Source organism: Mycetocola miduiensis, from assembly GCF_900115155.1.
GTDB lineage: Bacteria > Actinomycetota > Actinomycetes > Actinomycetales > Microbacteriaceae > Mycetocola_A > Mycetocola_A miduiensis.
In genome coordinates this window covers 47,412-74,223 of sequence record NZ_FOVM01000007.1, presented here as the reverse complement: position 1 = coordinate 74,223, position 26,812 = coordinate 47,412, and the positions used below count along the sequence as shown (strand labels likewise).

19 protein-coding genes are annotated in these 26,812 nt (G+C 65.3%); 10 read left to right on the top strand and 9 right to left on the bottom strand.

Annotation, left to right across the window (positions count from 1 at the left end; translation table 11 throughout):
- Positions 1-53: 53 nt before the first annotated feature.
- Positions 54-887, bottom strand: coding sequence for a 3-methyl-2-oxobutanoate hydroxymethyltransferase (gene panB / locus BM197_RS12040; RefSeq protein WP_090711847.1), 834 nt, complete (start codon positions 885-887; stop codon positions 54-56).
- A gap of 115 nt (positions 888-1,002) precedes the next feature.
- On the opposite strand from panB, the gene BM197_RS12035 reads away from it, so the two are divergent.
- Positions 1,003-2,358 carry a glutamine synthetase family protein gene (locus tag BM197_RS12035; protein WP_090711845.1) on the top strand — a complete coding sequence of 452 codons (1,356 nt, stop codon included), beginning with the start codon at positions 1,003-1,005 and terminating at the stop codon, positions 2,356-2,358.
- An 11-nt stretch (positions 2,359-2,369) separates the two neighbouring features.
- Positions 2,370-5,387, top strand: a complete 3,018-nt coding sequence (locus tag BM197_RS12030; protein WP_090711843.1) for a bifunctional [glutamine synthetase] adenylyltransferase/[glutamine synthetase]-adenylyl-L-tyrosine phosphorylase — start codon at positions 2,370-2,372, stop codon at positions 5,385-5,387.
- Between the two features lie 75 nt (positions 5,388-5,462).
- Here BM197_RS12030 and glnA read toward each other — a convergent pair whose 3' ends face one another.
- Positions 5,463-6,887, bottom strand: coding sequence for a type I glutamate--ammonia ligase (gene glnA, locus BM197_RS12025; RefSeq protein WP_090711841.1), 1,425 nt, complete (start codon positions 6,885-6,887; stop codon positions 5,463-5,465).
- 140 nt (positions 6,888-7,027) lie between these two features.
- On the opposite strand from glnA, the gene BM197_RS12020 reads away from it, so the two are divergent.
- Positions 7,028-7,471, top strand: a complete 444-nt coding sequence (locus BM197_RS12020) for an RDD family protein (protein ID WP_090711838.1) — start codon at positions 7,028-7,030, stop codon at positions 7,469-7,471.
- 79 nt (positions 7,472-7,550) lie between these two features.
- Here BM197_RS12020 and BM197_RS12015 read toward each other — a convergent pair whose 3' ends face one another.
- Complete coding sequence (locus BM197_RS12015) at positions 7,551-8,261, bottom strand: DUF4191 domain-containing protein (protein WP_090711836.1); 711 nt, start codon at positions 8,259-8,261, stop codon at positions 7,551-7,553.
- Between the two features lie 152 nt (positions 8,262-8,413).
- On the opposite strand from BM197_RS12015, the gene BM197_RS12010 reads away from it, so the two are divergent.
- On the top strand, positions 8,414-9,895 hold the full coding sequence (locus tag BM197_RS12010) for a serine/threonine-protein kinase (RefSeq protein ID WP_143095069.1): 1,482 nt from the start codon (positions 8,414-8,416) through the stop codon (positions 9,893-9,895).
- Here BM197_RS12010 and sucB read toward each other — a convergent pair.
- The 3 genes from sucB to BM197_RS11995 form a co-directional block, all read right to left on the bottom strand.
- Positions 9,892-11,355 carry a 2-oxoglutarate dehydrogenase, E2 component, dihydrolipoamide succinyltransferase gene (gene sucB, locus BM197_RS12005; RefSeq protein WP_090711831.1) on the bottom strand — a complete coding sequence of 488 codons (1,464 nt, stop codon included), beginning with the start codon at positions 11,353-11,355 and terminating at the stop codon, positions 9,892-9,894. The genes BM197_RS12010 and sucB overlap by 4 nt on opposite strands.
- Positions 11,356-11,424: 69 nt before the next feature.
- A complete protein-coding gene (gene lpdA / locus BM197_RS12000) occupies positions 11,425-12,798 on the bottom strand; it encodes a dihydrolipoyl dehydrogenase (RefSeq protein ID WP_090711829.1) in 1,374 nt (457 codons plus the stop codon).
- A 95-nt stretch (positions 12,799-12,893) separates the two neighbouring features.
- Positions 12,894-14,399 (bottom strand): leucyl aminopeptidase, encoded by a 1,506-nt coding sequence (locus tag BM197_RS11995; protein WP_090711828.1) that lies wholly within the window; start codon positions 14,397-14,399, stop codon positions 12,894-12,896.
- 102 nt (positions 14,400-14,501) lie between these two features.
- On the opposite strand from BM197_RS11995, the gene BM197_RS11990 reads away from it, so the two are divergent.
- The 5 genes from BM197_RS11990 to BM197_RS11970 all read left to right on the top strand — a co-directional run bounded on the left by BM197_RS11990 (position 14,502) and on the right by BM197_RS11970 (position 20,374).
- Positions 14,502-15,440: a proteasome assembly chaperone family protein gene (locus BM197_RS11990; RefSeq protein ID WP_090711825.1), complete on the top strand. Its 939-nt coding sequence runs from the start codon at positions 14,502-14,504 to the stop codon at positions 15,438-15,440.
- 63 nt (positions 15,441-15,503) lie between these two features.
- On the top strand, positions 15,504-16,829 hold the full coding sequence (locus BM197_RS11985) for an MFS transporter (protein WP_090711823.1): 1,326 nt from the start codon (positions 15,504-15,506) through the stop codon (positions 16,827-16,829).
- 194 nt (positions 16,830-17,023) lie between these two features.
- Complete coding sequence (locus BM197_RS11980; RefSeq protein ID WP_090711821.1) at positions 17,024-18,370, top strand: RNA polymerase sigma factor; 1,347 nt, start codon at positions 17,024-17,026, stop codon at positions 18,368-18,370.
- Entirely contained in the window at positions 18,363-19,658 is a 1,296-nt protein-coding gene (locus tag BM197_RS11975) for a Mur ligase family protein (protein WP_143095068.1), read from the top strand. Before BM197_RS11980 ends, BM197_RS11975 begins: the two co-directional genes overlap by 8 nt.
- The gene (locus BM197_RS11970) at positions 19,655-20,374 is read left to right on the top strand and encodes a type 1 glutamine amidotransferase (RefSeq protein ID WP_090711816.1); all 720 of its coding nucleotides are present in this window, start codon (positions 19,655-19,657) and stop codon (positions 20,372-20,374) included. The genes BM197_RS11975 and BM197_RS11970 overlap by 4 nt, the downstream gene beginning before the upstream one ends.
- 100 nt (positions 20,375-20,474) lie before the next feature.
- Here BM197_RS11970 and BM197_RS11965 read toward each other — a convergent pair whose 3' ends face one another.
- Together BM197_RS11965 and BM197_RS11960 are read right to left on the bottom strand one after the other, a co-directional pair.
- Positions 20,475-21,554, bottom strand: coding sequence for a DNA polymerase IV (locus tag BM197_RS11965; RefSeq protein ID WP_483869183.1), 1,080 nt, complete (start codon positions 21,552-21,554; stop codon positions 20,475-20,477).
- Between the two features lie 120 nt (positions 21,555-21,674).
- Positions 21,675-21,917 (bottom strand): DUF7455 domain-containing protein, encoded by a 243-nt coding sequence (locus BM197_RS11960; RefSeq protein ID WP_090712122.1) that lies wholly within the window; start codon positions 21,915-21,917, stop codon positions 21,675-21,677.
- Between the two features lie 163 nt (positions 21,918-22,080).
- Between BM197_RS11960 and BM197_RS11955 the strand changes: the two genes are divergently transcribed.
- Entirely contained in the window at positions 22,081-24,171 is a 2,091-nt protein-coding gene (locus BM197_RS11955; RefSeq protein ID WP_090712120.1) for a DNA gyrase/topoisomerase IV subunit B, read from the top strand.
- 153 nt (positions 24,172-24,324) lie between these two features.
- Here BM197_RS11955 and BM197_RS11950 read toward each other — a convergent pair whose 3' ends face one another.
- The gene (locus tag BM197_RS11950) at positions 24,325-26,805 is read right to left on the bottom strand and encodes a DNA gyrase/topoisomerase IV subunit A (protein ID WP_090711812.1); all 2,481 of its coding nucleotides are present in this window, start codon (positions 26,803-26,805) and stop codon (positions 24,325-24,327) included.
- Positions 26,806-26,812 lie beyond the last annotated feature (7 nt).

Genomic DNA, 26,812 nt, shown 5'->3' with positions numbered 1-26,812 from the left:
TGCCGTCCCTCGCCGCGCGCGGGACGGCATCCGTTTCTCTGTGCCTTAAGCGCTCAGCTGTAGCTGTGTTCCTCACCGGGGTAGACACCGTCGGCGACTTCGGTCCTGAATGTGGTGACGGCATCGGTCAGCGCACCACGCAGGTTCGCGTACTGCTTCACGAACGAGGGGATGCGACCGGTCGTCAGGCCGGCGAAGTCGGTCCAGACGAGCAGTTGCCCAGACACGTGAGGCCCGGCGCCGACGCCGATCGTCGGGATGTCGAGTTCGGCGGTCACGCGTGCAGCGGCCTCAGCGGGAACCATTTCGAGGACGACGGCGAACGCACCGGCATCCTGAACGGCGCGTGCGTCGCGGAGCAGCTGCTCCAGCGCGGCGCCCCTGCCCTGGATGATGTGCCCGCCGAGACCGTGCTCACTCTGCGGGGTGAAGCCGATGTGTCCCATGACGGGGATGCCGGCCGAGACGATGCGACGGATCTGCTCGTGGCTGCGTTCGCCACCCTCGAGCTTCACGGCCTGGCTGCCGGTTTCCTTCATGAAACGGAACGCGGTCTTGAGGGCATCCTCTGGGCCGTTCTCGTACGATCCGAACGGCATATCGGCGATGACGAAAGCGCGTTTCGCTGCGCCGGCGACGGCACGGGTCAGCGGGATGAGCTCGTCGACAGTGACGGGTAAGGTCGTGTCGAAGCCGAGCACTGTGTTGCCAGCGGAGTCGCCGACCAGGAGAAAGTCGATTCCGGCCTCGTCGAAGATGGTGGCCGTCAGCATGTCGTAGCTGGTCAGGCCGGTGATCTTGATGCCCTGCTCTTTGGCGCGCTGAAAGTGGCGGGTGCGGACTCGGGCGGGGCTAGCGGATGCTGCGGGCTTCGATGGCTCAGACATGGCGCCAGTCTAGCGATGCTCCCGGCCGGTGAAAGCGGCCCGGTTTACCACGCCGGGGGCGGGAACCGGATAGCCTAAGAACGCAGCAGCGCGACGTACTTTTCGAGGGGATCAGATGGATAAGCAACGCGATTTCGTTCTTCGGACCATCGAGGAGCGGGGAGTCAAGTTCGTTCGTCTCTGGTTCACCGATGTGGTCGGCACGTTGAAGTCGGTGGCGATCGCTCCCGCAGAGGTGGAAGGCGCGTTCGCGGAGGGGCTCGGCTTCGACGGTTCAGCGATCGAGGGGCTCAGCAGGTCGTACGAATCCGACCTGCTCGCCGTCCCGGACCCGACGACGTTCCAGTTGCTGCCGTGGCGCGGCGAGATCGACCCGACCGCGCGGATGTTCTGCGACATCACCACGCCGGACGGGCGTCCTGCGCTCTCGGACCCACGCAACGTGCTCAAGCGCACACTCGAAAAAGCCGCTGACCGCGGGTTCACGTTCTACACGCACCCCGAGATCGAGTTCTACCTGCTCAAGTCTGCGCAGATCGGGCCTGAAGGCCCCATCCCGGTCGACTCCGCCGGCTACTTCGACAACGTTCCGGGCGGCACGGCGCACGACTTCCGTCGGCGCTCGGTGCGGATGCTCGAGGACCTCGGCATCTCCGTCGAGTTCAGCCACCACGAAGCGGGACCAGGCCAGAACGAGATCGACCTGCGCTACGCAGACGCCCTCACCACGGCCGACAACATCATGACTTTCCGCACAGTGATCAAGGAGGTCGCCATCGAGCAGGGGGTCTACGCCACCTTCATGCCGAAGCCGCTCTCCGACAAGCCAGGGTCTGGCATGCACACGCACGTCTCGCTCTTCGAAGGCGACACCAACGCGTTCTACGAGGCAGGTGCCCAGTACCAGCTGTCGAAGATCGGCCGCCAGTTCATTGCCGGCCTGCTGCACCACGCCCCCGAGATCACGGCGGTGACCAACCAGTTCGTCAACTCGTACAAGCGGCTGTGGGGTACCGTCGGCAACAACGGCCTCGCCGAGGCACCGAGTTTCGTCACCTGGGGCCACAACAACCGCTCAGCGCTCGTGCGCGTGCCGTTGTACAAGCCGAACAAGGGCGGAAGCGCCCGTGTCGAATACCGCGCCATCGACTCAGCAGCGAACCCGTACCTCGCCTATTCGCTGCTTCTCGCGGCAGGCCTCAAGGGAATCGAAGAGGGCTACGAACTTCCGCCGGAAGCGGAGGACAACGTCTGGAGCCTCAGCGACGCCGAACGCCGCGCCCTTGGTTATTCGGCACTCCCGGCCAGCCTCGACCACGCCATCCAGCTGATGGAGGAGTCCGAGCTCGTCGCTGAGACGCTCGGCGAGCAGGTCTTCAACTATGTTCTGTTGAACAAGCGCCAAGAGTGGGCGGAGTATCGCGCACAGGTCACACCGTTCGAGCTGGCGAAGAACATCGAGATCCTGTAGATCGACTGCGGATGCGACGGGACCAGGCCACTCTCACCGAACTTGCCCGGCTGGGTTTCGCTGCACTGAGCGGTGTGCGTGCCCAGATCGAGGAGCTCGGCGAAGCGGTGCCCCTCGACCTCGACGAGGTGCTTCCTGCGTTCGCGAAGGCCGCCGACCCTGACGAAGCACTTCGTGGACTGCTCACCCTGGCTCGCGCCGACCCGGACGCCGTGGCTGCCGCGCTGGGCAAGGAGCACCACCGGATTCCTCTGATCCGGATTCTCGGAGCATCCGCCGGCCTTGCAGACTTCTTCGCGCGGCATCCGGAAGAACTGTCGGCGTTCACCGAACGGGAAGGCAGCCTGCCTACTCGGGCCGAACTCGCCGAGAGCCTGCTCGATGCCGTCGGCGCGACCGACGGGTTCGCCGCATACGGTGAAGACGAGGGCTACACCCGGCTGCGTGTGCGGTACCGGCGCTGGCTGGCCCGCATCGCCGCCCACGACCTTGCTGCCGACGACCCCAGAGACGTGCTCGACGACGTGGCGAAGGCCCTGTCGGATGCCGCGGCGGCGGCTCTCGAAGCATCCATCGCTGTGGCGAGAACCCAGCTGACCACGGCTACCTCCGGACCCGGGCGGTTCGGGGCCGACGAGGTGGCTCGCACCCGGTTCTCGGTCATCGGGATGGGCAAGGCCGGAGCCGGCGAACTCAACTATGTCAGCGACGTCGACGTCATCTTCGTGGCCGCGGGCGATGAAGAGAACGGTTTGAGCAATGCCCGCGCGGTCGACATCGCCACGCGGATCGCTGTGCTCTGCATGCGGGGGATCAGCCAGCCCGACATCGAACCGGAGCTATGGGAGGTGGACCCGAACCTCCGTCCAGAGGGCAAGCAGGGAGCGCTCGTACGCACCCTCGAGTCGCACCTGGCATATTACGAGCGGTGGGCGAAGAGCTGGGAGTTCCAGGCCCTTCTGAAAGCCCGCGCGTTCGCCGGGGATCCCGAGCTCGGGCAACGCTATGTCGACGCGATCTCGCCGCTGGTCTGGTCGAGCGCCGGGCGGGAGAATTTCGTCGAATCCGTCCAGCGGATGCGCGAGCGGGTCACCGAGAACATCCCGAACGACGAGGTGCACTACCAGCTCAAGCTCGGCCCCGGCGGTCTCCGCGACGTCGAATTCACCGTTCAGTTGCTACAACTTGTACACGGCGCGGCCGAACCCGGCGTCCGTGAACGCGGCACAATCGCCGCCCTCACGGCGTTGTCCGAACACGGGTACATCGGCCGGGAGGAAGCAGCCGAGTTCGCGTCTGACTATCGCCTGCTCCGGGTCCTCGAACACCGGCTCCAGCTGCAGCGCCTCCGCCGCACTCACCTGATGCCGCGGGACCCGGACGCACTCCGGGTGCTTGCGCGTGCGTCAACGTTCGCACCTACCGGTGAAGCCCTCGTCGCACTCTGGGAGCGCACCAAGCACGAGGTCCGCGGTCTCCACGAACGACTGTTCTACCGGCCACTGCTCTCTGCCGTCGCCGCCTTGCCCGAAGAGGAGGTTCTGCTGAGCCCGGAGCAGGCCGGTGCACGCCTCGCCGCGATTGGGTTCCGCGACCCGCAGGGTGCCCTGACCCACATCGCCGCGCTGACCGCCGGTGTATCGCGCCGTGCGATCATCCAGCGGAACCTTCTGCCGGTGATGCTGCGCTGGCTCGCCGACGGCGCCGATCCTGATTACGGACTGCTCGCGTTCCGCCGACTGAGCGAATCACTCGGCACCACCCACTGGTTTCTGCGCATGCTCCGCGATTCGTCCGGTGTCGCCGAAAAGCTCACCCACGTGCTCAGCGGCTCCCGGTTCATCGGCGAGCTCCTCGACCAGATACCTGAAGCGGCGGCCTGGCTCGAACACGAGTCAGAACTCCGGCCGCGGTCCCTGGCAACACTCGACGACGAAATCGGCGCGATCCTCGGCCGCCACGACACCGATAGTCCCGCCGCGAAAGCGATCCGCCGGCTCCGTCGGCGCGAAATTCTCAGGCTGGCTCTCGGCTCCGTGACGGGCACGCTGCCGATCAGTGATCTCGCCAAAGGGCTGACGGATGTCACGACGGCAACCATCGGCGGGCTCCTCCGAATTATCCGCCGGACCGACGGGCTCGGACCGGACTCGCTCGAGTTCGCCGTGATCGGAATGGGCAGGTACGGGGGATCTGAACTGGGCTTCGGCTCGGACGCCGACATCATGTACGTCTACCGGGTCACCACACTGCCGAACGAGCAAACGCATCTGGCCGCGAACCGCATCGTCTCGGAGCTGAACCGGCTGAGTGAGGATCACCGCCTGCCGCTCGACCTCGACATCGGATTGCGCCCGGAGGGCAAGAACGGACCAGTGTGCCGTTCTCTGGAGTCGTATCGCGCATACTATTCGCGCTGGTCGCTCACCTGGGAAGCTCAAGCGCTGCTTCGGGCAAGAGGAGTCGCCGGCGATGAGGAACTCCGGGCCGATTTCGAAGCGCTTGCCGACGGCATCCGGTACCCGGCTGCCATTGCCCAGAGCGCCGTGCGTGAGGTCAAGCGGATCAAGGCCAGGGTGGAGAATGAGCGGCTGCCCCAGGGCGCGGATCCCACCCGTCACGTCAAACTGGGCCGGGGCTCACTCAGCGATGTGGAGTGGTTCGTCCAGTTGCTCCAGTTGCAGCACGCAGCGACGACCCGTGGACTGCGGACGACGAGCACCCTCGAGGCGCTTGACGTGGCTCTCGAAAACGACCTGGTTTCGAAGGAAACGGCCGACCGGTTGCGCGCCGCGTGGATCTTCGCCTCCCGGCTGCGATCCGCCATGACCCTGTGGCTCAACAGGACCACGGACGTGCTGCCGAGCGACCGGATGCAGCTGGAAGGGATCGCGCGCGTGCTCGAGTATCCTCCCGGCTCGGCGGCGCAGCTCGAAGAGGACTATCTGCAGGTCACTCGACGCGCGCGCAGCGTCTTCGAGAAACAGTTCTATGGCGGTCCGGTCCGCCCGGAGCCCACCGCGCGCTGAGCCGGCGACAGACGAAAAAGACCCGCCCACCCGTCATGAAGACGGGACGGGCGGGTCTCTTTCAGTGCTGAAGAATTACACGCCGTAGTAGAGCTCGAACTCGAACGGGTGCGGGCGCTGAGCGAGCGGTTTGATCTCGTGCTCGCGCTTGTAGTCGATCCAGGTTTCGATGAGCTCGCGCGTGAACACGTTGCCCTGGAGCAGGAACTCGTGGTCGGCCTCGAGGGCCTGGAGAGCGGCCTCGAGAGATGCGGGAACCTGAGGGATGCTCTTCGCTTCCTCGGGCGGCAACTCGTAGAGGTCCTTGTCGACGGGCTCGTGCGGCTCGATGCGGTTCTTGATTCCGTCGAGGCCTGCCATCAGCTGGGCGGCGAAGGCGAGGTACGGGTTGCCTGAAGCGTCAGGTGCGCGGAACTCGATGCGCTTGGCCTTCGGGTTCGTGCCCGTGATCGGGATACGGATCGACGCTGACCGGTTACCGGCCGAATAGACCAGGTTGACCGGTGCTTCGAAGCCGGGGACGAGGCGGTGGTAGCTGTTGACGGTCGGGTTCGTGAAAGCGAGCACAGCGGGGGCGTGCTTGAGAAGTCCACCGATGTACCATCGAGCGACGTCGGAGAGTCCGCCGTAACCGGCCTCGTCGTAGAACAACGGGGTGCTGCCGTTCCAGAGCGACTGGTGGGTGTGCATTCCCGAACCGTTGTCGCCGAACAGCGGCTTCGGCATGAACGTCGCCGTCTTGCCCCACTGGTGTGCCGTGTTCTTGACGATGTACTTGAACTTGAGGATGTCGTCAGCCGAGTGCACCATCGTGTCGAAACGGTAGTTGATCTCGCCCTGGCCGGCGGTGCCGACCTCGTGGTGGCTGCGCTCAAGGATGAGGCCCGCGTCGATCAGCTTGAGGCAGATGTCGTCGCGGAGGTCTGCGTGCTGGTCGACCGGGCTGACCGGGAAGTAGCCGCCCTTGTACGGGGTCTTGTTGGCGAGGTTGCCGCCTTCTTCTTCCTTGCCCGAGTTCCACGCGCCTTCGCTGGAGTCGACCGAGTAGAAGCTCTTGTGCTGGTTGATCTCATAGCGGACGTCGTCGAAGATGTAGAACTCAGCTTCAGGGGCGAAGTACGCCGTGTCGGCGATGCCGGTGGAGGCGAGGTACTTCTCCGCCTTCTTCGCGACCTGGCGCGGGTCCTTCGAGTAGATCTCACCGTTACGCGGGTTGTAGATGTCGAAGAGGATGATGAGCGTGCTCTCGACCCGGAACGGGTCGAGATACGCCGTGGTGACATCCGGAATCAGCTGCATGTCCGACTCATGAATGTTGGCGAAGCCCCGGATCGACGAACCGTCGAACAGCTGGCCGACGGTGAAGAACTCCTCGTCGACGGTCGATGCCGGGATGTTGAAGTGCTGCTGGACACCGGGCAGATCGGTGAAACGGATGTCGACGAACTTGACGTCGTTGTCCTTGATGTACTTAAGCACCTCGGATGAATCGCTGAACATATGGAGAACTCCAAAAGGGGGTTGAAACCGAGCAGGATGCATTGTGCAACCTCTGACGAGGGTAATGACCCGCGGTTACCCCACGGTCACACCCATGTTTCTGGCATGTTACACGGGCACCCGCCGCGTAGGATCGGAGTGTGTCGAGTGTTCCAAAGCCCGCCGCCGATTTCGGCGATACCGCACCCAGCCGCTACCCGGGTGAGCGTCTCGGCCTGCCCGAGCACGGCCCACGCAGTATTGGCCGGGTCGGTCGACGGCTCGCAGCCCTCGCGATCGACTGGGCATCCGCGTTGCTCATCGTCTCCGTGTTCTTCCCCGGCACGGTCGGCATCGGCAACGGCTGGGCGAACAGCGTCGTATTCGCGGTCCTTCAAATCATCTTCATCGCCACAACGGGTGGCAGCGTCGGCCACCGGCTCGTCGGACTCCGCGTGGTCCCTCTCGCGGGCGGGTACATCGGCCTGTGGCGCCCAGCCGTACGCACCCTTCTCCTCGTGGTGATTCTCCCCGCACTCGTCTGGGACTCGGACCAGCGCGGATTCCACGACAGGACCGCCGGCACTGTTCTGATCCGGATCTGACGCATCCGCTGGTTTTTACCCCACGGACAACGAAAACCCGCCCTGGCCAGAGCCAGGGCGGGTTCGTCGTTTGAAGGGGTCAGCGTGCCCGCTGCGGGCGAACCTTGAATGGGTCGACACCCTTGGGGATCGGCAGTGAACCGGCGCTGAGTGAGGCGAGCCGGTTGACAACGGCAAGGGCCTCGGGCTTGGTCAGCGTCTTCTTCACGGAGCGGAAGGACTTGGTCAGCTTGTACAGCGGCACCGAGTTCTGGTCGGGGCCGACAAAGAACACAGTGACCGGCACGTTCGGAACGACACGATTGATCTTGCGCTTCTCATCATCGACGAGCCGGCCGACGCGTGACCGCGGGCCCTCACCGACGAGAACGACGCCGCCGCGTCCGACAGCACGGTACACCGCATCCTGGGTTCGTGCATTGGCGTTGATCGGCATTTCGCTGCCCTGCCAGCCGCGGGGGAGTGAACTGCGGAACACGGCACCCACGGCGCCGGGCTGCCCGGCGATCTGACCGTAGGCGGCGCGCTCAGCGCGACGACCGAGGATGATCATGGCGACGAGCACTCCAGCGAGCAGACCGGCGATGATCCACAGCACGAGTGCGAGAATGCTTCCCGGGGAGAAGATGAGGGCTGCCGCAACGGTGATGGCGACGCTGCCGACGAAGCCGAGGAGCATCCACCACACGACGCTCTTGTCGTAGCGGCGGGTCATCTGGAAGACCTGCCCCATTTGCTTCAGACGGCCGGGTTCCTTCGCCGCCTTGACGGGTTTTTCTTTTCGTGCCATGTCAATAAGGATACCGGCATTGCGGGTGCTCGTCGGCCCGGTTTCCCGACCATGAGCCGGAGGGTTCCCTCACATTCATCTCCACTCGCCGTGGTTTCCCCAGCCCGGCTGATTCTCTGACAGGCAGCGCGTGGGCCTGCGAGCATCCCCTCATGACTTTTCCGATCGCGCCGGCACCCTCGCCGCCACAGGATGCACTCGCCCCTGGCGGCGCGGTGGCCGGGTACCGGCTTCTCCGCCGAGTCGCCGGTACCGCCGGAACGAGCGCATGGCTTGCTCTGGCGCCCGGCGAGGACGAGACGCTGTGCATCACCGTGGAACGAGCGTCAGAGGCCGTAGAGCGGCGGGTGGCCGCGCACGGCCGGCTCTCGTCACCGCACGTCCTGGCGTTGGTCGATGTGGCGACCGACACGGACGGCCGGATCGTCCTCGCCTATGAGAGGACCGACTGGAGCCTCGCCACCCTTCTCTCGTCCCGCTCGAACATCGCGCTCGGGGAGGCAGTCACCATCCTCGCCCCGCTCGCGGCAGGATTGGCGGCAGTGCACGCCGAGGGGCTCTGTTCTGGCGGGATCACAGCGGCAACCGTACTGTTCTGCCCGGACGGACGGCCAGTCCTCGGCGGGCTCGACACGCTGCGGCCAGCGGGGGAGGACGGACACGACCCGCCGCCCGGGTTTCGTGCCGACGTTCGTGCGCTCGGGGCGCTCATCGCCGCTGTGGCAAACGCCGTCGACGAGGGGGCTCGGGCGGAACTCGCCAGCGTCTCGGACTGGGTTGAGTCTCAGACTGGCGCCGGCTTTGATGGCGATTCTCTTCACAGTCAGGAGCAATCACTTCTCAGGCAGGTGGAGTGCCGCCTTTTCGCGCTGGCGCCTGCGCTACCGGTGGTCCTGGTCGCCGACCGGCGTGCGACGGGCGCCGGCGCCGCACCTCGCGGTGCGCGGCGGCAGGGCCCTGGCACGGCGGTTATGGGGCCGCGTCACGCGATCGGCGAGCTTCCCGTTCTTGGCAGGGTAGTTACTGCCATTGAGGCATGTGGGGTGGACGCGTGGGCCGAGCGAGTGCTGCGCGGGCGGGCGCTAGCCGTCTGCTTCGGGATTGTGCTGCTCATCGTCGTCCTCCTCGCCGGGCTCGCGGCTATTCCCGACCGGGCGGCTAAGTCGGCGGCTCCGGCCGCCGGGGCACAACGCACGGGTCAATCGTCGATGCCATCGGACGCCCAAGCCCGGGCGTCACCTGCCCGGGCGGGCGGCGAGGCCCCTGACGATGGCACTGTCACCGCACCAGTCGACGTGGACTATGGCGGACCCGGAGACGACCCGGTCGCGGCCACCGTGCGTCTCCTTGGTTTGAGGTCTCGCTGCCTGGATGCAGGGTCAGCCGCCTGTGTCGCCGGATATGCTGAGCCGGCCTCTGCCCTCGCGGACGCCGACGCCCATCAGTTCGGCGAGGCGCGGGGGACCCAGTCGACCCTCGCGGAGGTCTCTGATTCGGGTGTGGAGCTCGTGCAGTCCTCTGGCGATCTTGCGCTCATGCAGACGACAGCAACAGAAGAACGCCAGCCGGTGTTCGTCCTCGCTGTGAGGACGAACACCGGCTGGCGTCTGCGTGATCTGTTCGAACCGAATTAGATTCCGAGGTCAGCCTCGAAGTTACCTTCCTCAAGGCGGTTCTTCACGGCGACGAGGAATCGTGACGCGTCAGCTCCGTCGACGATTCTGTGGTCGTAGGAGAGGGCCAGGTACACCATCGAGCGGATCGCGATGGCTTCCTGTCCCGCGGCCTTCACGACGACGGGGCGCTTGGTGACGATTCCCGTTCCGAGGATCGCAACCTGCGGCAGGAACACGACGGGGGTGTCGAAGAGTGCCCCACGCGAACCGGTGTTGGTCAGCGTGAACGTTCCGCCCGAGAGCTCGTCAGGCTTCAGCTTGTTCTCGCGAGTCCGTTCGGCGAGGTCAGCGATCTGAGCGGCCAGTTCAGCGAGGTTGAGTTCGCTTGCGTCGCGCACGACCGGGGTGAGCAGGCCGCGCTCGGTGTCGACCGCGATGCTCAGGTTCTCGTGGTCGGGGTAAACGATCGAGTCGCCGTCGATCGTCGCGTTGACGACCGGGTAAGCCTTGAGGGCTTCGGCCGCCGCCAGCGCAAAGAACGGGAGAAACGAAAGCTTGTTGCCGGTCTTCGACTGGAAGTCGTTCTTGACGCGGTCACGGAGCGTCGCGATGTTGGTGACATCGACCTCGACCACGCTGGTCAGCTGAGCCGACGACTGCATCGAGATGACCGCGCGCTCTGCCACAACCTTGCGCAGTCGCGACATCGGCTGGGTGGTTCCGCGCAACGGCGACACCTCGAGCGGAGCGGCCTTGGCCGGAGCTCCAGAAGCGGATGCCGTCGAGCCTGCCTGGAGGACGTCTTCCTTGCGGATGCGTCCGCCAACACCTGTGCCGGTGATGGTGGAGAGGTCGACACCCTGCTGGTTGGCGAGGCGACGAACGAGCGGGGTCACGTAACCGCTTCCGCCGAGCGAGTCGCCGGCCGGGGCGGCTGCCGGAGCAGCAGGTGCGGCGGGCGCTGCAGGAGCGGGTGCTGGTGCAGCCGGTGCTGCCGGAGCTGGTGCTGGCGCGGACGCAGCCGGGGCAGGTTCAGGTGCAGCCGGTGCTGGCGGAGCTGCTTCGCCGGCTGGGGCAGACTCGGGAGCTGTAGCGGCCTCTTCAGAAACCTCCGTGGAGGGCTCGACGGCCGGGGCTTCCTCTTCCTGTGTATCGGCAGCCGGCTGCTCGGCGGGAGCCTCTTCTGCCGGAGCCTCTTCTGCCGGAGCTTCTTCGGCCGGGGCCTCGCCGCCGGAGGAAGAACCGTCACCGATCTTCACGAGTGCCGTGCCGACCTCGACGGTCTCATCCTCTTGCACGAGGATCTCTTCGATCACGCCGGCGATGGGGGATGGGATTTCGGTGTCGACCTTGTCGGTCGAAACCTCGAGCAACGGCTCGTCGACCTCAACCCGATCTCCAACGTTCTTCAGCCAGCGGGTGACCGTACCCTCGGTGACACTCTCACCGAGCGCCGGAAGGCTTACGGATTCTGCCATGACCTTGTCTCCTTTGAAACGAGTTCTTGAATATGTAGCTTAGATTGATCGCCCCCGGGTGGGTGCGACCTACAGTGCGTGGAGCGGCTTGCCCGCCAGGTGCAGGAACGCCTCGCCGAGAGCTTCGCTCTGCGTCGGGTGGGCGTGGATCAGGGGAGCGAGGTCTTCCGGGTACGCTTCCCAGTTCACCGCGAGCTGGCCCTCGGTGATCAATTCGCCGACCCGGGCGCCGATCATATGCACGCCGATGACGGGACCGTCGTTGACGCGGATGACCTTGACGTTTCCGGTGGTGCCGATGATCTCGCTCTTGCCGTTGCCGGCGAGGTTGAACTCGTACGAGGTGATCTTGTCTGCGCCGTACTCTTCAGCCGCCTTGGCTTCGGTGAGGCCGACAGACGCGACCTCGGGGTCGCAGTAGGTGACCTTGGGGATGTTCACATCGGGGATGAGGACCGGCTTCAGCCCGGCGATCTCCTCTACGGCGAAGATTCCCTGCTGGAAGCCGCGGTGTGCGAGCTGCAGGCCGGGGACGATGTCGCCGACGGCGTAAAGACCCGGGATGTTCGTCTCGAGGCGGTCGTTCGTGAGAACGAAGCCGCGATCCATGGTGACGCCGACCTCTTCGTAGCCGAGGTTCGCCGTCGACGGGCCGCGACCGACGGCAACGAGCAGAAGCTCAGCTTCGATGGTCTTGCCGTCTTCGAGCGTGATGACCACGCCGTTCTCGTCCTGGGTGACACCCTGGAACCGCACGCCGAGAGAGTAGTTGATGCCGCGCTTGCGGAAGGCACGCTCAAGACCCTTGCTCATCGCTTCGTCCTCGTTCGGGACGAGGTGGGGGAGAGCCTCGATGATGGTGACATCGGCGCCGAAGGACTTCCAGACGCTCGCGAACTCCACGCCGATCACGCCGCCGCCGAGCACGGCGACCTTCTGTGGGATGAAGTCGAGCTGGAGTGCCTGCTCGCTGGTGATGACACGGCCGCCGATGTCGAGGCCGGGGAGTGAACGGCTGTATGAGCCTGTGGCGAGGATCACGTTCTTGCCGGTGACCGTCGTTTCGCCGACCTGGACGGTCGTCGGGGAGGTCAGTCGGCCTTCACCTTCGATGACAGTGATGCCGCGGGCCTTGATCAGTCCGGCAAGACCCTTGTACTTTTTGGCGACGATGCCCTCACGGTAGGAGGTCACCCCAGCGATGTCGATGCTCTCGAACGTTGCGTTCACACCGTACTTCGAGGACTCCCGTGCGACGTCGGCAACTTCAGCCGAGTGCAGGAGCGCCTTCGTTGGGATGCAACCTCGGTGAAGGCAGGTACCACCGAGCTTGTCCTTCTCTACGAGTCCGACGGTGAAACCGAGTTCGGATGCGCGCAAAGCTGCTGCGTATCCGCCACTTCCACCACCAAGAACGACGATGTCAAAATTCTGCTCCGACACTGAGCTTCTCCCTTGTGCATCTGGGTTCGTGCGTGAGTCGCCGACACGGGGTCGGGTTGGCGACGATTGGGGGCTGACTAGCCCATACGACCTTACTACGGGCGACCAAACTCTTCGGCCACCTTGACGAGCGTGCGAACCCCAACGCCGCTGGGTCCTCCCGCCGTGAAACCGAAAGGAGCGTCCGGGTTGTTCGCCGGGCCGGCGATATCGAGGTGCGCCCACGGAATGGTCGGGGCGTCGTCCGCGTCGCTCTGGGGACCGATGAACTCCTTGAGGAAGACACCGGCGACGAGCATCCCGCCTGCGGTGTTTCCCACCTTGGCGTTCGCCAGATCCGCGACGTCCGACCGGAGCAGCGCGCGGGTTTCGGCCGGAAACGGCATCTGCCACATCGGCTCGCCGGCCGATCGCGCGGAGGCGAGCACATCGGCTGTGAAGTCGTCGTCACCCATCACGCCCGTGAAGCGTTTGCCGAGCGCCACAATGGCGGCGCCGGTGAGTGTGGCGATGTCGATGATGGCGTCCGGATGTTCCTCACTTGCGGCGACGAGGCCGTCGGCCATGACCAGCCGTCCTTCAGCGTCGGTGTTGGTCACTTCGACGGTGCGGCCACCCTTCATTCGAAGCACGTCGTTTGGGCGGATCGCCGTACCGGACGGCATGTTCTCGGCGATGCACAGCCACGCGGTCAGCCGGACAGGCAACTCAAGCCGGGCGGCTGCAACGATCACACCGAGAACGGATGCCGCCCCCGTCATGTCGTATTTCATCCCGACCATCGATGCCGCCGGTTTCAGCGACAGCCCGCCGGTGTCGAAGGTGATGCCCTTGCCGACGAGGGCGAGGTGCTTCGTCGCGCCGTCGGGGGAGTAGGCGAGCTTGACGAGCCGCGGCCCGCGGCTTGAGCCCTGCCCCACTCCGAGGATTCCCCCGAAACCGTCGGCGGCGAGCGCGTCTTCATCCCAGGTGGTGACGTCGATCGGGAGTTCGGAAACCGCATCCGCTGCCGCCTGTGCGAGGGCGGCGGGGTACAGGTCGCCCGGGGGAGTGTTGACGAGGTCCTTGACCTGGGCCACAGCGTCGGCGACGATCCCGGCGCGCGTGACGGCGGCGTCGAACGAGACCTCGGCGCGAGCGTCGCCCGCGAGGTGCACGGTGACGCCCTGGACGCCAGGCTTTGCGGAGTCAAGAGAGGTGTTCCGGAACGCGGTGAAGGTGTAACCACCGAGGGCGGCACCCTCGAGGATCGCCTCGACGTCGGTGGCGGATGCCGTGGGGAAGGCGAACGCGACGGTGCCGGCTCCGGCCAGCTGGCGTACTGCTGACCCGGCTGCATTCCTCAGGCTGTTCGTCCCGGCATCCGATCCGAGCCCGATGATCGCGATGCTCCTCGCGGATCCGACGGAGGCCGGGATCCGCACCAGCTGGTCGGCGGATCCGGTGACGCCGATCGCGTCGAAAAGCTCGCCAACCGCAACAAAGCCGTCGACGGCGTGCAGCACGGCGGACGAGCCGGAGCTCAACGCTCCAATGACGAGGACGTCGGCCGTGGAGTCGAGGGGGGAGGAAGAGGACACCGAGAGCGCGGGGACAGACATGACTCTCATGCTAGACGCTCGGTTCGAGACGCCATCGGTCGTGTTCGCTCTGCGCGTTGCGTGGCCGCGCCGGCGCTGCTGGTCGCCGATTAGAGTAGAGGTATGAGTTATCCCGGCGATCTTTTCGAGCTGACGGCTGCGGCATCCGACGTGCCCGACGGTCTCGACCTCGTCGTGGCGCTCACCGGGTTCTCTGACGCCGGTGGTGCAGCCGGGCAGTTCAACGACTATTCGCGTGGCGCGTTCGAAAGTGAACCGGTCGCGGTCTTCGACAACGACCTGTTGCTCGATTACCGTGCCCGCAGGCCGATCATCTACTTCGACCAGGACCACCTCACCGAGTACACGCCGCCGAGGCTCGAGGTGTCCCTCGCCTACGACGACCTGCACCACCCATTCCTGCTTCTGACCGGCTACGAGCCCGATTTTCTCTGGGAACGGTTCGTGAGCGACCTCATCGGCCTGATCGACCGATTCCGGGTGGCGCGGACGACCTGGGTGCACGCCATTCCGATGCCTGTTCCCCACACCCGGCCGATCGGAGTCACGGTCAGCGGCACGCGCGAAGAATTGATCGAGTCGATGAGTGTCTGGCGACCCCACACGCAGGTCCCGTCGAACGTGCTGCACCTTCTCGAGTACCGCCTCACCGAGCGCGGGTCAGGCGTCGCAGGCTTCGCCCTTCTTATCCCGCACTACCTGGCGGACACCGAGTTCCCAACGGCCGCGATCGCGGCAATCGACAGCATCAGCGCTGCGACAGGGCTCATCCTGCCCACAGACGAGCTTCGTGAAGAAGGACGTGAGTTCGTCTCGCGCATCGACGAGCAGGTCGGCGGCAATGAAGAACTGAAGAGGCTCGTCGGCACCCTCGAGGAGCGGTACGACACCTACATGGAAGGCAGCGCCCTGAAGTCGCCGCTCATGGACTCCGACGGTACGCTTCCGTCTGCCGACGAAATCGCAGCAGAGCTCGAGAAGTTCCTCGCGGGTCGCAAGGGCCCTGACGAGCAGCGCCCGCCGGGCGAGCCGACATCGTAGCGTTTGCGGGCTCTCCGACGTAGCGGGACGGAGGGGGGTCACGCGCTGCCATAGGCTGGAGCTATGAATTCTGCGAAATCCTGGCTCGTGTTCTGGGTCGGGGTTCTCGCTTACATCGCTGCCGTCATGCAGCGCTCCACCCTCGGTGTCGCCGGGGTGTCTGCCGTCGAGCGATTCGATGCCGGAGCCTCCGCCCTGTCGGCGCTGGCCGTCCTGCAGCTCGTCGTCTACGCGGGCATGCAGGTGCCCGTCGGGGTGCTCATCGACCGGCTCGGACCGCGGGTTCTCATCACCGCGGGGCTTTCCTTCCTTGTCGTTGGTCAGGTCGTGCTTGCGTTCTCACCGACGATCTCCGTTGCGGTGCTCGGGCGCGTCTTCGTTGGCGCCGGGGACGCGGCGATCTTCGTTTCGGTGATGCGCCTCGTCAGTTCGTGGTTCTCAGGGCCCATCGTGCCGCAGCTGTCCCAGTGGGTGGGCAACCTCGGACAGGCCGGGCAGATCCTGTCCGCGATTCCATTCGCCTGGCTTCTGCATGCACTCGGCTGGACCCCTGCCTTCCTCGCGGCCGCGTCCTTCGTCGCCCTTGCGCTCGTGCTCGCCCTCGCCGTCATCCGCGACCGTCCAGCCGAGTCCACAGAAGGCAGGCGCGCCGAGAGCCTCCGAGAGGCGATCAGCTCCCTCAAGACCAGTTTCCGCCGCCCGGGCACGCAGCTCGGGTTCTGGTCCCACTACGTCACCCAGTCGTCAGGAACGGTGTACTCCCTGCTTTGGGGTTACCCGTTCATGGTCTACGGCCTCGGCTTGTCAGAGGCGACGGCGGCGTCCATGCTCCTCGTGATCGTCGCATCCGGTGTTCTCATCGGCCCGTTGCTCGGGCTGCTGTCGGCCCGGTACCCGTACCGGCGGAGCAATCTGGTCCTGGCGATCGTCATCGCGATCGCCTTCGCCTGGACGGCCCTGCTGCTTTGGCCGGGAACCCCGCCGCTGTGGCTGCTCATCATGCTTCTCGTGGTCCTCGGGGCAGGAGGCCCTGGCTCGCTCATCGGCTTCGATTTCGCCCGTACCTTTAACCCGGTTCGTGTTCTCGGGTCCGCCAACGGCGTCGTGAACGTCGGCGGCTTCCTGGCCAGCTTCATCATGATGTTCCTCATCGGCCTGATCCTCGACTCCCAGTCACCTGCGGGCGCGGCACCCGAAGAGCTGTATCGGCTGGATGCCTTCCGGCTCGCATTCCTCGTCCAGTACCTCGTCATCGGATTCGGTGTGGTGATGCTGATTCTCGCCAGGCGGCGCACACGCCGGCGGATCGTCGAAGAAGAGGGAATACAGGTAGGCCCTCTGTGGGTTGCAGCTCTTGAGGCGATTCGTCGCCGTCGCGGACGACGGTGATCACGGGATGGCTCGTTCTCACATCAAAACGTGACATAATGTGTACTAAGGACCCGTTCAAGTCCGTTCTGGCCGCGTCTGGTGACGCGTGCACAGCATCAGGGCTTGACATGGGTCTTAGTAATGTCCGAAAACAATCTGGGCCCAAGAGCGGTGTCCGTGACTAACACGCTCCCGGGCTGAAAGGTGCTCCTATGGCCAGCAAGGCCGCACAAACTTCGGCAACGGAAGAAACCACCACGGCAACAAAGAACGCGGTCGCGGAGACAGCTCCAGCGAAGACCAAGGCGCCCGCCAAGAAGGCGCCCGCCAAGACTACGACCACGAAGGCCCCGACGGCAGCTGCCCTCAAGAAGGCGGCGGCGGCCGAGGCCGAAGCGAACGGGGCCGCCCCGAAGGCGGCGGCAGCGAAGGCCGCCCCCGCAAAGCGCGGACCCGCCAAGAAGAAGGCAGAAGAGCAGCCCGAAGAGGTACACGTCGACCAGACGGACGCCGAACGGGAAGAAGCCGAAGAGGCCCGCAAGAAGAAGGCAGAAGAAGCAGAAGCGCTGCCGCAGGGCGCCCTCGTCCTTTCGCTCGTTGACGACGAGGACGAAGTCCCCGTCTACTCCTCGGCCATCACCGGCGCCACCGCCGACCCGGTCAAGGACTACCTCAAGCAGATCGGAAAGGTCGCGCTCCTCAACGCGGCCGAAGAAGTCGAACTCGCCATGCGGATCGAAGCCGGACTTTTCGCCGAAGACAAACTGTCGCAGATGGACGAGACCGAGAAGCGCACGCAGCTCGGCCGCGAACTGCAGTGGGTGGCCAAGGACGGCGCACGCGCCAAGAGCCACCTCCTCGGTGCGAACCTCCGTCTCGTCGTTTCCCTGGCAAAGCGATACACGGGCCGTGGAATGCAGTTCCTCGACCTCATCCAGGAGGGAAACCTGGGTCTCATCCGCGCGGTCGAGAAGTTCGACTACACCAAGGGCTTCAAGTTCTCCACGTACGCGACCTGGTGGATCCGCCAGGCCATCACCCGCGCCATGGCGGACCAGGCCCGCACGATTCGAATCCCCGTGCACATGGTCGAGGTCATCAACAAGCTCGCACGAGTCCAGCGGCAGATGCTGCAGGATCTCGGTCGCGAGCCCACCCCTGAGGAACTCAGCCGCGAACTCGACATGACCCCTGAGAAGGTCATCGAGGTGCAGAAGTACGGTCGCGAACCGATCTCACTGCACACCCCGCTCGGTGAAGACGGCGACAGCGAATTCGGTGACCTCATCGAAGACACCGAAGCCGTCGTACCGGCCGACGCCGTCGGGTTCACCATGCTGCAGAAGCAGCTGGAGAGCCTGCTCGACTCGCTCAGCGAGCGTGAAGCCGGCGTCATCCGGATGCGCTTCGGTCTCGGTGACGGCATGCCGAAGACGCTCGACCAGATCGGTGACACGTTCGGCGTGACCCGCGAACGCATCCGCCAGATCGAATCGAAGACGATGGCCAAGCTGCGCCACCCGTCCCGGTCGCAGTCGCTCCGGGACTACCTTGAGTAAGTCGACCGGCCTTCACTATGTCCTTCCTATCCTCGCCGGCCGCCTGACGCGTTTCGTCACGCGGCTGCGGGGTGGCGGAAGCGCGATGCCGGGTGTCGTCGTCCAGAAGCTGGCCCCGAACGTCATGCGTGACGTCGCCTCCCAGCTCCCATATGGTGTCGTGTTCGTCCTCGGATCGAACGGAAAGTCGACCACGACCAACCTGCTCTCCGCGATCATGCGTGAGCACGGATTGAAGGTCTTCACCAACCCGTCCGGCGCGAACATGCCCCAGGGCATCGCCTCCGCCATGCTCGCCGAGACCTCCCTGACCGGTCGCATGGACGCGGACATCGCCATCCTCGAGATCGATGAGGGTTACGGCGCGGTGATCGCACGACAGCTGAAACCGCAGACTGCTGTCATCCTCAACCTCCTCGTGGATCAGATCTACCGGTTCGGTGAACCGGACAAGGTCGCCCAGATGTTCCGTGGGATCGCCGCCGAGATCGGGTCGTCCATTGTCCTGAACCGCGACGACAACTTCCTCGGCACCCTCGGGAGCGAACTCGAGGCAGAGGGCCGGCTTGCCGTCGAATACTTCGGCGTCACCCCTGAGGTCCAGGCGTCAGCGCCCCACGGCCAGGTTTCAGCGCGCGACTTCTCGGGCGTTGCGACGACCGCCGTCCGCCACGCCGTGGCCGAGGTCGTCCATGCTGACGGCTACGACGCGAAAATCGCCTTCGCGGGCACCGTCCACGAAGTGCGCATGCCGTCTCGCGGCATCCACTACGCCGTCGACATCGCTGCAGCGTTCACCCTCGCCGCCCGCAACCTGGGGGACCGGTTCGACATCACCAAGGCCATCTCCGCGGTGCAGACCACCAAGACGGTCTACGGCCGCGGTGAGATCCTGCAGGTGAACGGCGTCGAGGTCGAGATCCTCATGCTGAAGAACCTCGCCAGCCTGCAGCTCAACCTCGACTACCTGCAGGAGACCCCGGACTCGGTGCTGTTCGCCTACGACGAATCCAGCAAGGATCCGTCCTGGTTGTACGCCGCCGATCTCAGCCGGCTTGACCACGTCGACGTCATCTCGGGTCCTAAGGGCGCGTTCGTGGCCCTCCGCCTCGCGTATGAGGGCAAGGACTTCGGTGTCATCGAACCTGACATCACGAAGGCCGTGCAGCGGATGCTGGACGGCCCCAAGCCGAAGAGCGGTCGCCACACGTTCTTCCTCGACTACGACCAGATGATGGCCACCCGCCGTTACCTCGGTTACAAAGACCTGGAAGCGGGTGCCGCATGAGTATTCGCGTTCTTGAGTTGTACCCAGGTGACCTTTCCCTCAACGGAGACGTCGGCAACCGCACCGCACTTGTGCGCCGCATGCGGCTGGCCGGCCTCGATGTCGAAGAGCTCAGCTACTCGTCAGGCGGTGAGCTGCCCGAGTCGGCGGATATCGTCCTCATCGGCACCGGTTCGTCCAGTGCCGTCCGGGCGATCGCCGCTGACGTCGATCGCATCGCGCCAATGCTCCGTGCGTGGTCTGAAGCGGGGGTCGTGATCGTTGCTGCTGGCGCCGGTTTCCACCTGCTTTCAACGTCTCTCCGACTGAGCGCCACCGAGGTGTTCCCCGGGGCCGGCGTCTTCGCCGGATCTGTCGACAGCAGCAGAAAACGCATCATCACCGAGGCGTTCGCCGTCGAGAGCGAGTTCGGCCTGCTCATCGGTACGGAGAACCACACCTCCATTTACACCGGTCGCCCCGACCAGAAAGCCCTCGGCCGCGTGCGCAACGGTTTCGGAAACGGTGACGGCACGGAAGGCGCTCGGGTGCGCAACAGCATCGGAACCCACTGCCATGGGCCGTTCCTCGTGCTGAACCCGGCTGTGGCTGACTCTCTCATCGAGGTTGCCGCACAGCGCGCTGGCCTTGAGTATCGACCGGGGCCGGAGCACGCTGACCTTGACGCGGTCATCGACCTCGCCCGCGGCATCCTCCTCGCGAAGGTGCCTGCCTGATTTCGCCGAACGAACAATGAAACCGCCGCCCGGAATCGGGCGGCGGTTTGTCGTTCGCGCCCGGTCTGCCGTCCGCGCGGCAGGGGAGCGGTGTGCGCTCTCACCAGCCGCTCCGCGTCGGGGTGTGTCCGTCCCGCGCGACGTCGGGCATCGTCATCTCCGCGCGGAAGCCGAGGAGCCGCACCGGCCGGTTCTCCTCGAGCCTGCCAACGAGGTCGAGAGCCCGCGCCTGAACGACCTCACGGTCCGCGGTCTCCGGGATTTTCTTTGTGAAAATCTTCGTGATGAACGGCGCGTATCGCACCTTAAGGGTCACGCCGATCACCGGGCGTGCCTCAGCTTCGACATCCTGCAACACCCGGTCGACCAGGTCGCGCACCGCGGCTTCCACCTCTGCGGACGTCGTGAGGTCGCGCTGGTAGGTCGTCTCCCGGCTGTAGCCGCGAGCCACCCAGGGGGCGTCGTCGACCACTCGCGCCCCCTCGCCGCGTGCCAGCTGGCGATACCACGGGCCCATCCTCGGGCCGAACTCCCCGACGAGTGTGTCCGCGTCCGCCGAAGCGAGTTCGTCGACGGTGGTGATGCCGTGCCCGGACAGGCGACGGGAGACCTTCGGCCCGACGCCCCACAGGTCGATGGTCGGCCGGCTCCCCATCACATCCAGCCAGTTGTCGGCGGTCAGCCGGAAGACTCCGCGGGGTTTGCCGAACCCGGTGGCGACCTTCGCACGAACGAGTGTGTCGCCGATGCCCACGCTGCAGTGCAGCCGGGTGTTCTCCAGTACCGCCCGCTGCACCCGGTTGGCGTAGCCCTCGGGGTCGTCAGTATCGATTCCGAGAAACGCTTCGTCCCAGCCCAGCACCTGAACGGTCGCGCCGGGCTGCTCACGGAGGGTCGCCATGACCTCGCGGGATGCCGCCAGGTACGTTTCAGCGTCGACCGGCAGGATCACGGCATCCGGAACCTTCCGGGCGGCGATCCGCAACGGCATCCCGGAGCCGACGCCGAACGCGCGTGCCTCATACGAGGCCGTCGACACTACCGCCCGTTCCGAGGGGTCGCCGCGCCCACCCACGATCAGCGGTTTGCCGGCGAGCTCGGGATATCGCAGCACTTCGACCGCCGCGATGAACTGGTCGAGGTCGACATGCAACACCCACGGAGTACGCCCTGAAGTCACGCGATAAGTCTGGCGGCCGTCGTCCGGTTTAGAAAGGGTTCCCCAGTGGACCTGCCACCAACAAAACCGCCGCCCGAAGTTCGGGCGGCGGTTTTGTTTGTCCGGGGTCTACCGGATAAGTCAGCGGGGGTCGGTGAGCAGTCGGCTCGACTCGTCGTGCCAGCTGTGCGCGATCGCGGACAGCTTCTCCTCGTACTTCTTGCCGTGGTGCGCGCAGAACAAAAGTTCACCGCTCTTCACAACGACGCGAATGTAAGCCTGTGCACCGCAGCTGTCGCAACGGTCCGCAGCGGTCAGCTGTGGCTCAAGGGTGTCGACACTACCGTTTGCCGCTCGTCCGGTACCGTGTTCTCCAGTTGACATGAGCTCCTCCTGACCTTGGTGTTCGAGCATGTGCTGTTACCCAATGAAACCACGCATGGCTGGATATCTTCCCATTGGGTCGGCTATTTCGCTGTGCGCGTACGGTCCTGTGATGAAATCGTGTCTCTTCCGGCCTCACAGGGGCGGATCGGTAGGCTTGAGTATTGTGAGTTCCGATTATTCCGCGCGCCATCTTTCCGTCCTCGAAGGCCTCGAGGCGGTTCGCAAACGCCCCGGAATGTACATCGGCTCGACCGACTCACGTGGCCTCATGCACTGCCTGTGGGAGATCATCGACAACTCCGTCGATGAAGCCCTCGGCGGTCACGGCGATCACATCAACGTTGTGCTGCACGAAGACGGCAGCGTCGAGGTGCGTGACCGCGCCCGTGGCATCCCCGTCGATATCGAACCGAAGACCGGCCTGAGCGGCGTCGAGGTCGTCTTCACGAAACTCCACGCCGGCGGAAAGTTCGGCTCGGGCTCGTACGCGGCATCCGGTGGACTTCACGGCGTCGGCGCATCCGTCGTCAATGCCCTGAGCGAGCGACTCGACGTCGAAGTAGACCGTGACGGCAAGACCTGGGCGATGTCGTTCCACCGCGGCGAACCGGGCATCTTCGCCGACTCAGGGGAACCAAGCCCGGACGCCCCGTTCACGCCTTTCGAATTCGGCAGTGAACTGCGGGTCGTCGGCAAGGTTAAGAAGGGCGTGTCCGGGTCTCGGGTCCGTTACTGGGCGGACCGGCAGATCTTCACCAAGGGCGCCACCTTCCAAATGGACGAGCTCATCGCCCGCGCCCGGCAGACCGCGTTCCTCATCCCCGGTCTCGGGTTGACGATCGAGGATCGGCGGTCTGGTGAGACGGCGGATGCCGACACGCATCTCTTCGAGTACGAGGGCGGCATCTCCGAATTCGTCGAGCACCTCGCAACCGACACCCCGGTTACCGACATCTGGCGGCTCAGCGGGAGCGGCACGTTCACCGAGACGGTTCCGGTGCTCAGTGACTCAGGCGCCATGGTCGCCACCGAGCTTCAGCGGACTTGTGAGGTCGACATTGCCCTCCGCTGGGGGACCGGATACGACACCGTCGTGAAGAGCTTCGTGAACATCATCGCCACCCCGAAAGGCGGGACGCACCAAGCCGGGTTCGAGCAGGCCCTGCTGAAGTTCCTCCGCCAGCAGGTTGAACAGAACGCCCGCCGGCTGAAGGTCGGCTCCGACAAGCTCGAGAAGGACGACGTGCTCGCCGGACTCACTGCCGTACTTACCGTGCGTCTTCCCGAACCGCAGTTCGAAGGCCAGACCAAGGAGATCCTTGGCACACCGGCCGCGCGAAGCATCGTCGCCAGCGTGGTGGCATCCGCCATGAAGGAACGGTTCGCGTCGACGAAGCGGGACGACAAATCACAGACGGCGCTCGTGCTCGACAAGGTCGTCTCCGAGATGAAGTCCCGCATCTCCGCGCGCGCCCACAAAGAGACCCAACGCCGCAAGAACGCCCTCGAAAGCTCCTCGCTGCCGGCGAAGCTCGTCGACTGCCGCAGCAACGATGTCGCGAACAGCGAACTGATGATCGTCGAGGGCGACTCTGCGCTCGGCACGGCCAAGAACGCGCGCGACAGTGAATTCCAGGCGCTGCTCCCGATCCGGGGCAAAATTCTCAACGTGCAGAAGGCATCCGTCTCCGACATGCTCTCGAACGCGGAGTGCGCGGCGATCATCCAGGTCATCGGGGCCGGCTCCGGCCGCAGCTTCGACATCTCGACGGCGCGCTACGGCAAGGTCATCATCATGAGCGACGCAGACGTCGACGGTGCCCACATCCGTACCCTGCTGCTGACGCTGTTCTTCCGCTACATGCGTCCGATGATCACCGAGGGGCGGGTGTTCGCCGCGGTGCCGCCTCTGCACCGCGTCGTCGTGATCAACTCGGGGTCGAAGGCCAACGAGACGATCTACACGTACTCCGAGCAGGAACTGCACACGCTGCTGGCGAAGCTCAAGAAGTCGAACAAGCGGTACAAGGAACCGATCCAGCGTTACAAGGGACTCGGCGAGATGGATGCCGACCAGCTGGCGACCACAACGATGGACCGCAGGCACCGCACGCTTCGACGCGTGCGGATGGAGGACGCCGAACAGGCCGCCCACGTCTTCGAACTTCTGATGGGCAACGATGTGGCGCCGCGCAAGGAGTTCATTGTAGAGAGCTCTGACCGGTTGAACCGGGACCGGATCGACGCCTGACCTGCGACGGCTTCACCCGTTCCGGACCACATCGACGCCGGACCTGCGGCGTCTTCACCCCGTCCGGACCACATCACCCGATACGCCGGGTGTCCCGGTCTGGAGCGGGTGAATCGGCGACAGGGCAGCCGCCGATTCAGGGGCGACCGGCGCTCAGTCGGTCGTGATCTCGCTGCCGATCGATCCGATCACCGAGTCGATGGCGGTGCCGGACGCGTCGCGCTTCGCGCCGGCATCCGGAATCGTCCGCGCCGACCCGTCCGCCCCGACGGCGTGCGCCGGTGCTGGGCCCGCCCAGGCGAGCGAGAGACTGCCTTCGCCCTTGAGGAAGGAATGCGAGCGCACACCGCCGGTGGCGCGGCCCTTCCCGGGGAACTCGCTGAAGTACGACACCTTGACCCGACCCGGGTCGGTACCGGGGATCGTGGCCGCAGATACCGACACCGTCGTGACGACGTTCTCGGCGGCAGGGTCGAGCGCTCCGAAGAAGATGACGTGCGAGTCTGCTGCGAGGTTCATGCCGGCGACACCTCCTGCGGCGCGGCCCTGCGGCCGGACACCGGATGCCGGGAAGTGCAGCAACTGCGCAGCAGAGCTGATGAACACAAGTTCCGCGGAGTCAGGCGCCTGCGCTGCTCCGACCACTTCATCGGACGGTTTGAGACCGATGAGCTCGAAGTCCGACTTGTTCGGCCAGTCACCGGGCGTGACCCTCTTCACGACGCCCTGCCGCGTGCCGAGCGCGATCGGCATCGTGCTCTCGAGTGACACGAAGGCGAGGATGCGCTCCGCCTTGTTCGGGAGGGCGAGGTAGTCGCCGATCCGGACGCCTGCGGCGAGCTGGAGTGAGTTCGCCGGGACGACGGGAAGGTCGACCGCTGTGAACTTGATCAGTCGCCCGAGGGACGTGACGGCGCCGATTTCGGCACGGGACGTGGTGTCCAGGAACGACCGGACGGCGTCGTGCTTTGTGCGTCGCCTAGCCCGGGCAGGAGCGGCTGATTCCACAGCCTCTTCGCCCTCGACCCGGTCGACACGCACCGCCCTGCCCGTCGTGCTGAGGAACACGCGGCACGCGGTGTCCGCCACTTCCAGCTGCGCCGCCTGCCGTTTGGAGGCGGCTGTTGCGATGCTCGGGCGCGCTTCGGTGAGGAGAGTGCGGCGGGGTGTGCCGAACCGTTCGGCGACATCCGCCAGTTCGTCCGCCACCTGCTTGCGGATGAGAGCCTGGCTGCCGAGGAGCCTTTCGAGTTCCGCGATCTCGGCGAGCAGCTTGTCACGCTCAGCTTCGAGCTCGATGCGGGAGAAGCGGGTGAGCCGGCGCAGTCGCAGCTCAAGGATGTATTCGGCCTGGAGCACCGACAGGTCGAAGACCTCAACCAGGCGGGTACGTGCCTGGTCGGTGTCGTCACTCGCACGGATGACCTGGATCACTTCGTCGATGTCGAGGATGGCGATGAGCATGCCCTCGACCAGGTGCAGGCGTTCCTTACGGCGCGCGAGGCGGAACGACGACCTGCGGGTGACGACGTCGATCCGGTGGTCGATGTACACCTGGAGCAGTTCCCGCAGCCCGAGGGTCTGCGGGCCGCCGCCGACGAGGGCGACGTTATTGATGCTGAACCCGTCTTCGAGCGGTGTGTAGCGGTAGAGCTGCTCAAGGACGGCCTGCGGGCTGAACCCGGTCTTGATGCCGATGACGAGCCGCAGCCCGTGTTTGCGGTCGGTGAGGTCCGTGACATCCGAAATGCCACTGAGCTTCTTGTTGGAGACGCCGTCCTTGATCTTCTCGATCACGCGCTCCGGGCCGACCAGATAGGGGAGTTCGGTGACGATGAGACCGCTCTTGCGCGCCGAGAGGTTCTCGATGCTGACCTTGGCGCGGGTTTTGAAGCTGCCTCGACCGGTGGCGTAGGCATCCTTGATGCCGTCGAGTCCGACGATGGTGCCGCCGGTGGGCAGGTCGGGGCCTGGCACGTACTCCATGAGGTCGTCGAGAGTCGCATTCGGGTGCGAGAGGAGGTGACGTGCTGCGCCGACGACCTCGATGAGGTTGTGCGGAGCCATGTTGGTGGCCATCCCGACGGCAATACCGCTCGCGCCGTTGACGAGCAGGTTGGGGAACGCGGCAGGGAGCACGTCGGGCTGGGTCAGCTGGTTGTCGTAGTTGGGAACGAAGTCGACGACATCTTCGTCGAGTTCGTCGGTCATCGCCAGCGCTGACGCGTCGAGCCGGGCTTCGGTGTAACGCGCGGCGGCGGGTCCGTCGTCGAGAGAACCGAAGTTGCCGTGGCCGTCGATCAGGGGAACCCGCAGAGTGAAGGGCTGTGCGAGCCGGACGAGGGTGTCGTAGATCGCTGAGTCGCCGTGGGGGTGCAGCTTTCCCATCACCTCGCCGACGACGCGGGCCGACTTCACATGGCCACGCTCGGGCCGGAGTCCCATCTCGGACATCATGTACAGGATGCGCCGCTGCACAGGCTTCAGCCCGTCCCGGGCGTCGGGGAGCGCGCGGGAGTAGATCACCGAATAGGCGTACTCCAGGAACGACCCCTGCATTTCGACGGATACGTCGACATCTTCGATGCGTTCGGTGAAGTCATCAGCAGGGGGAGGCGTGTGTGTGCGGGACATCCGGGAT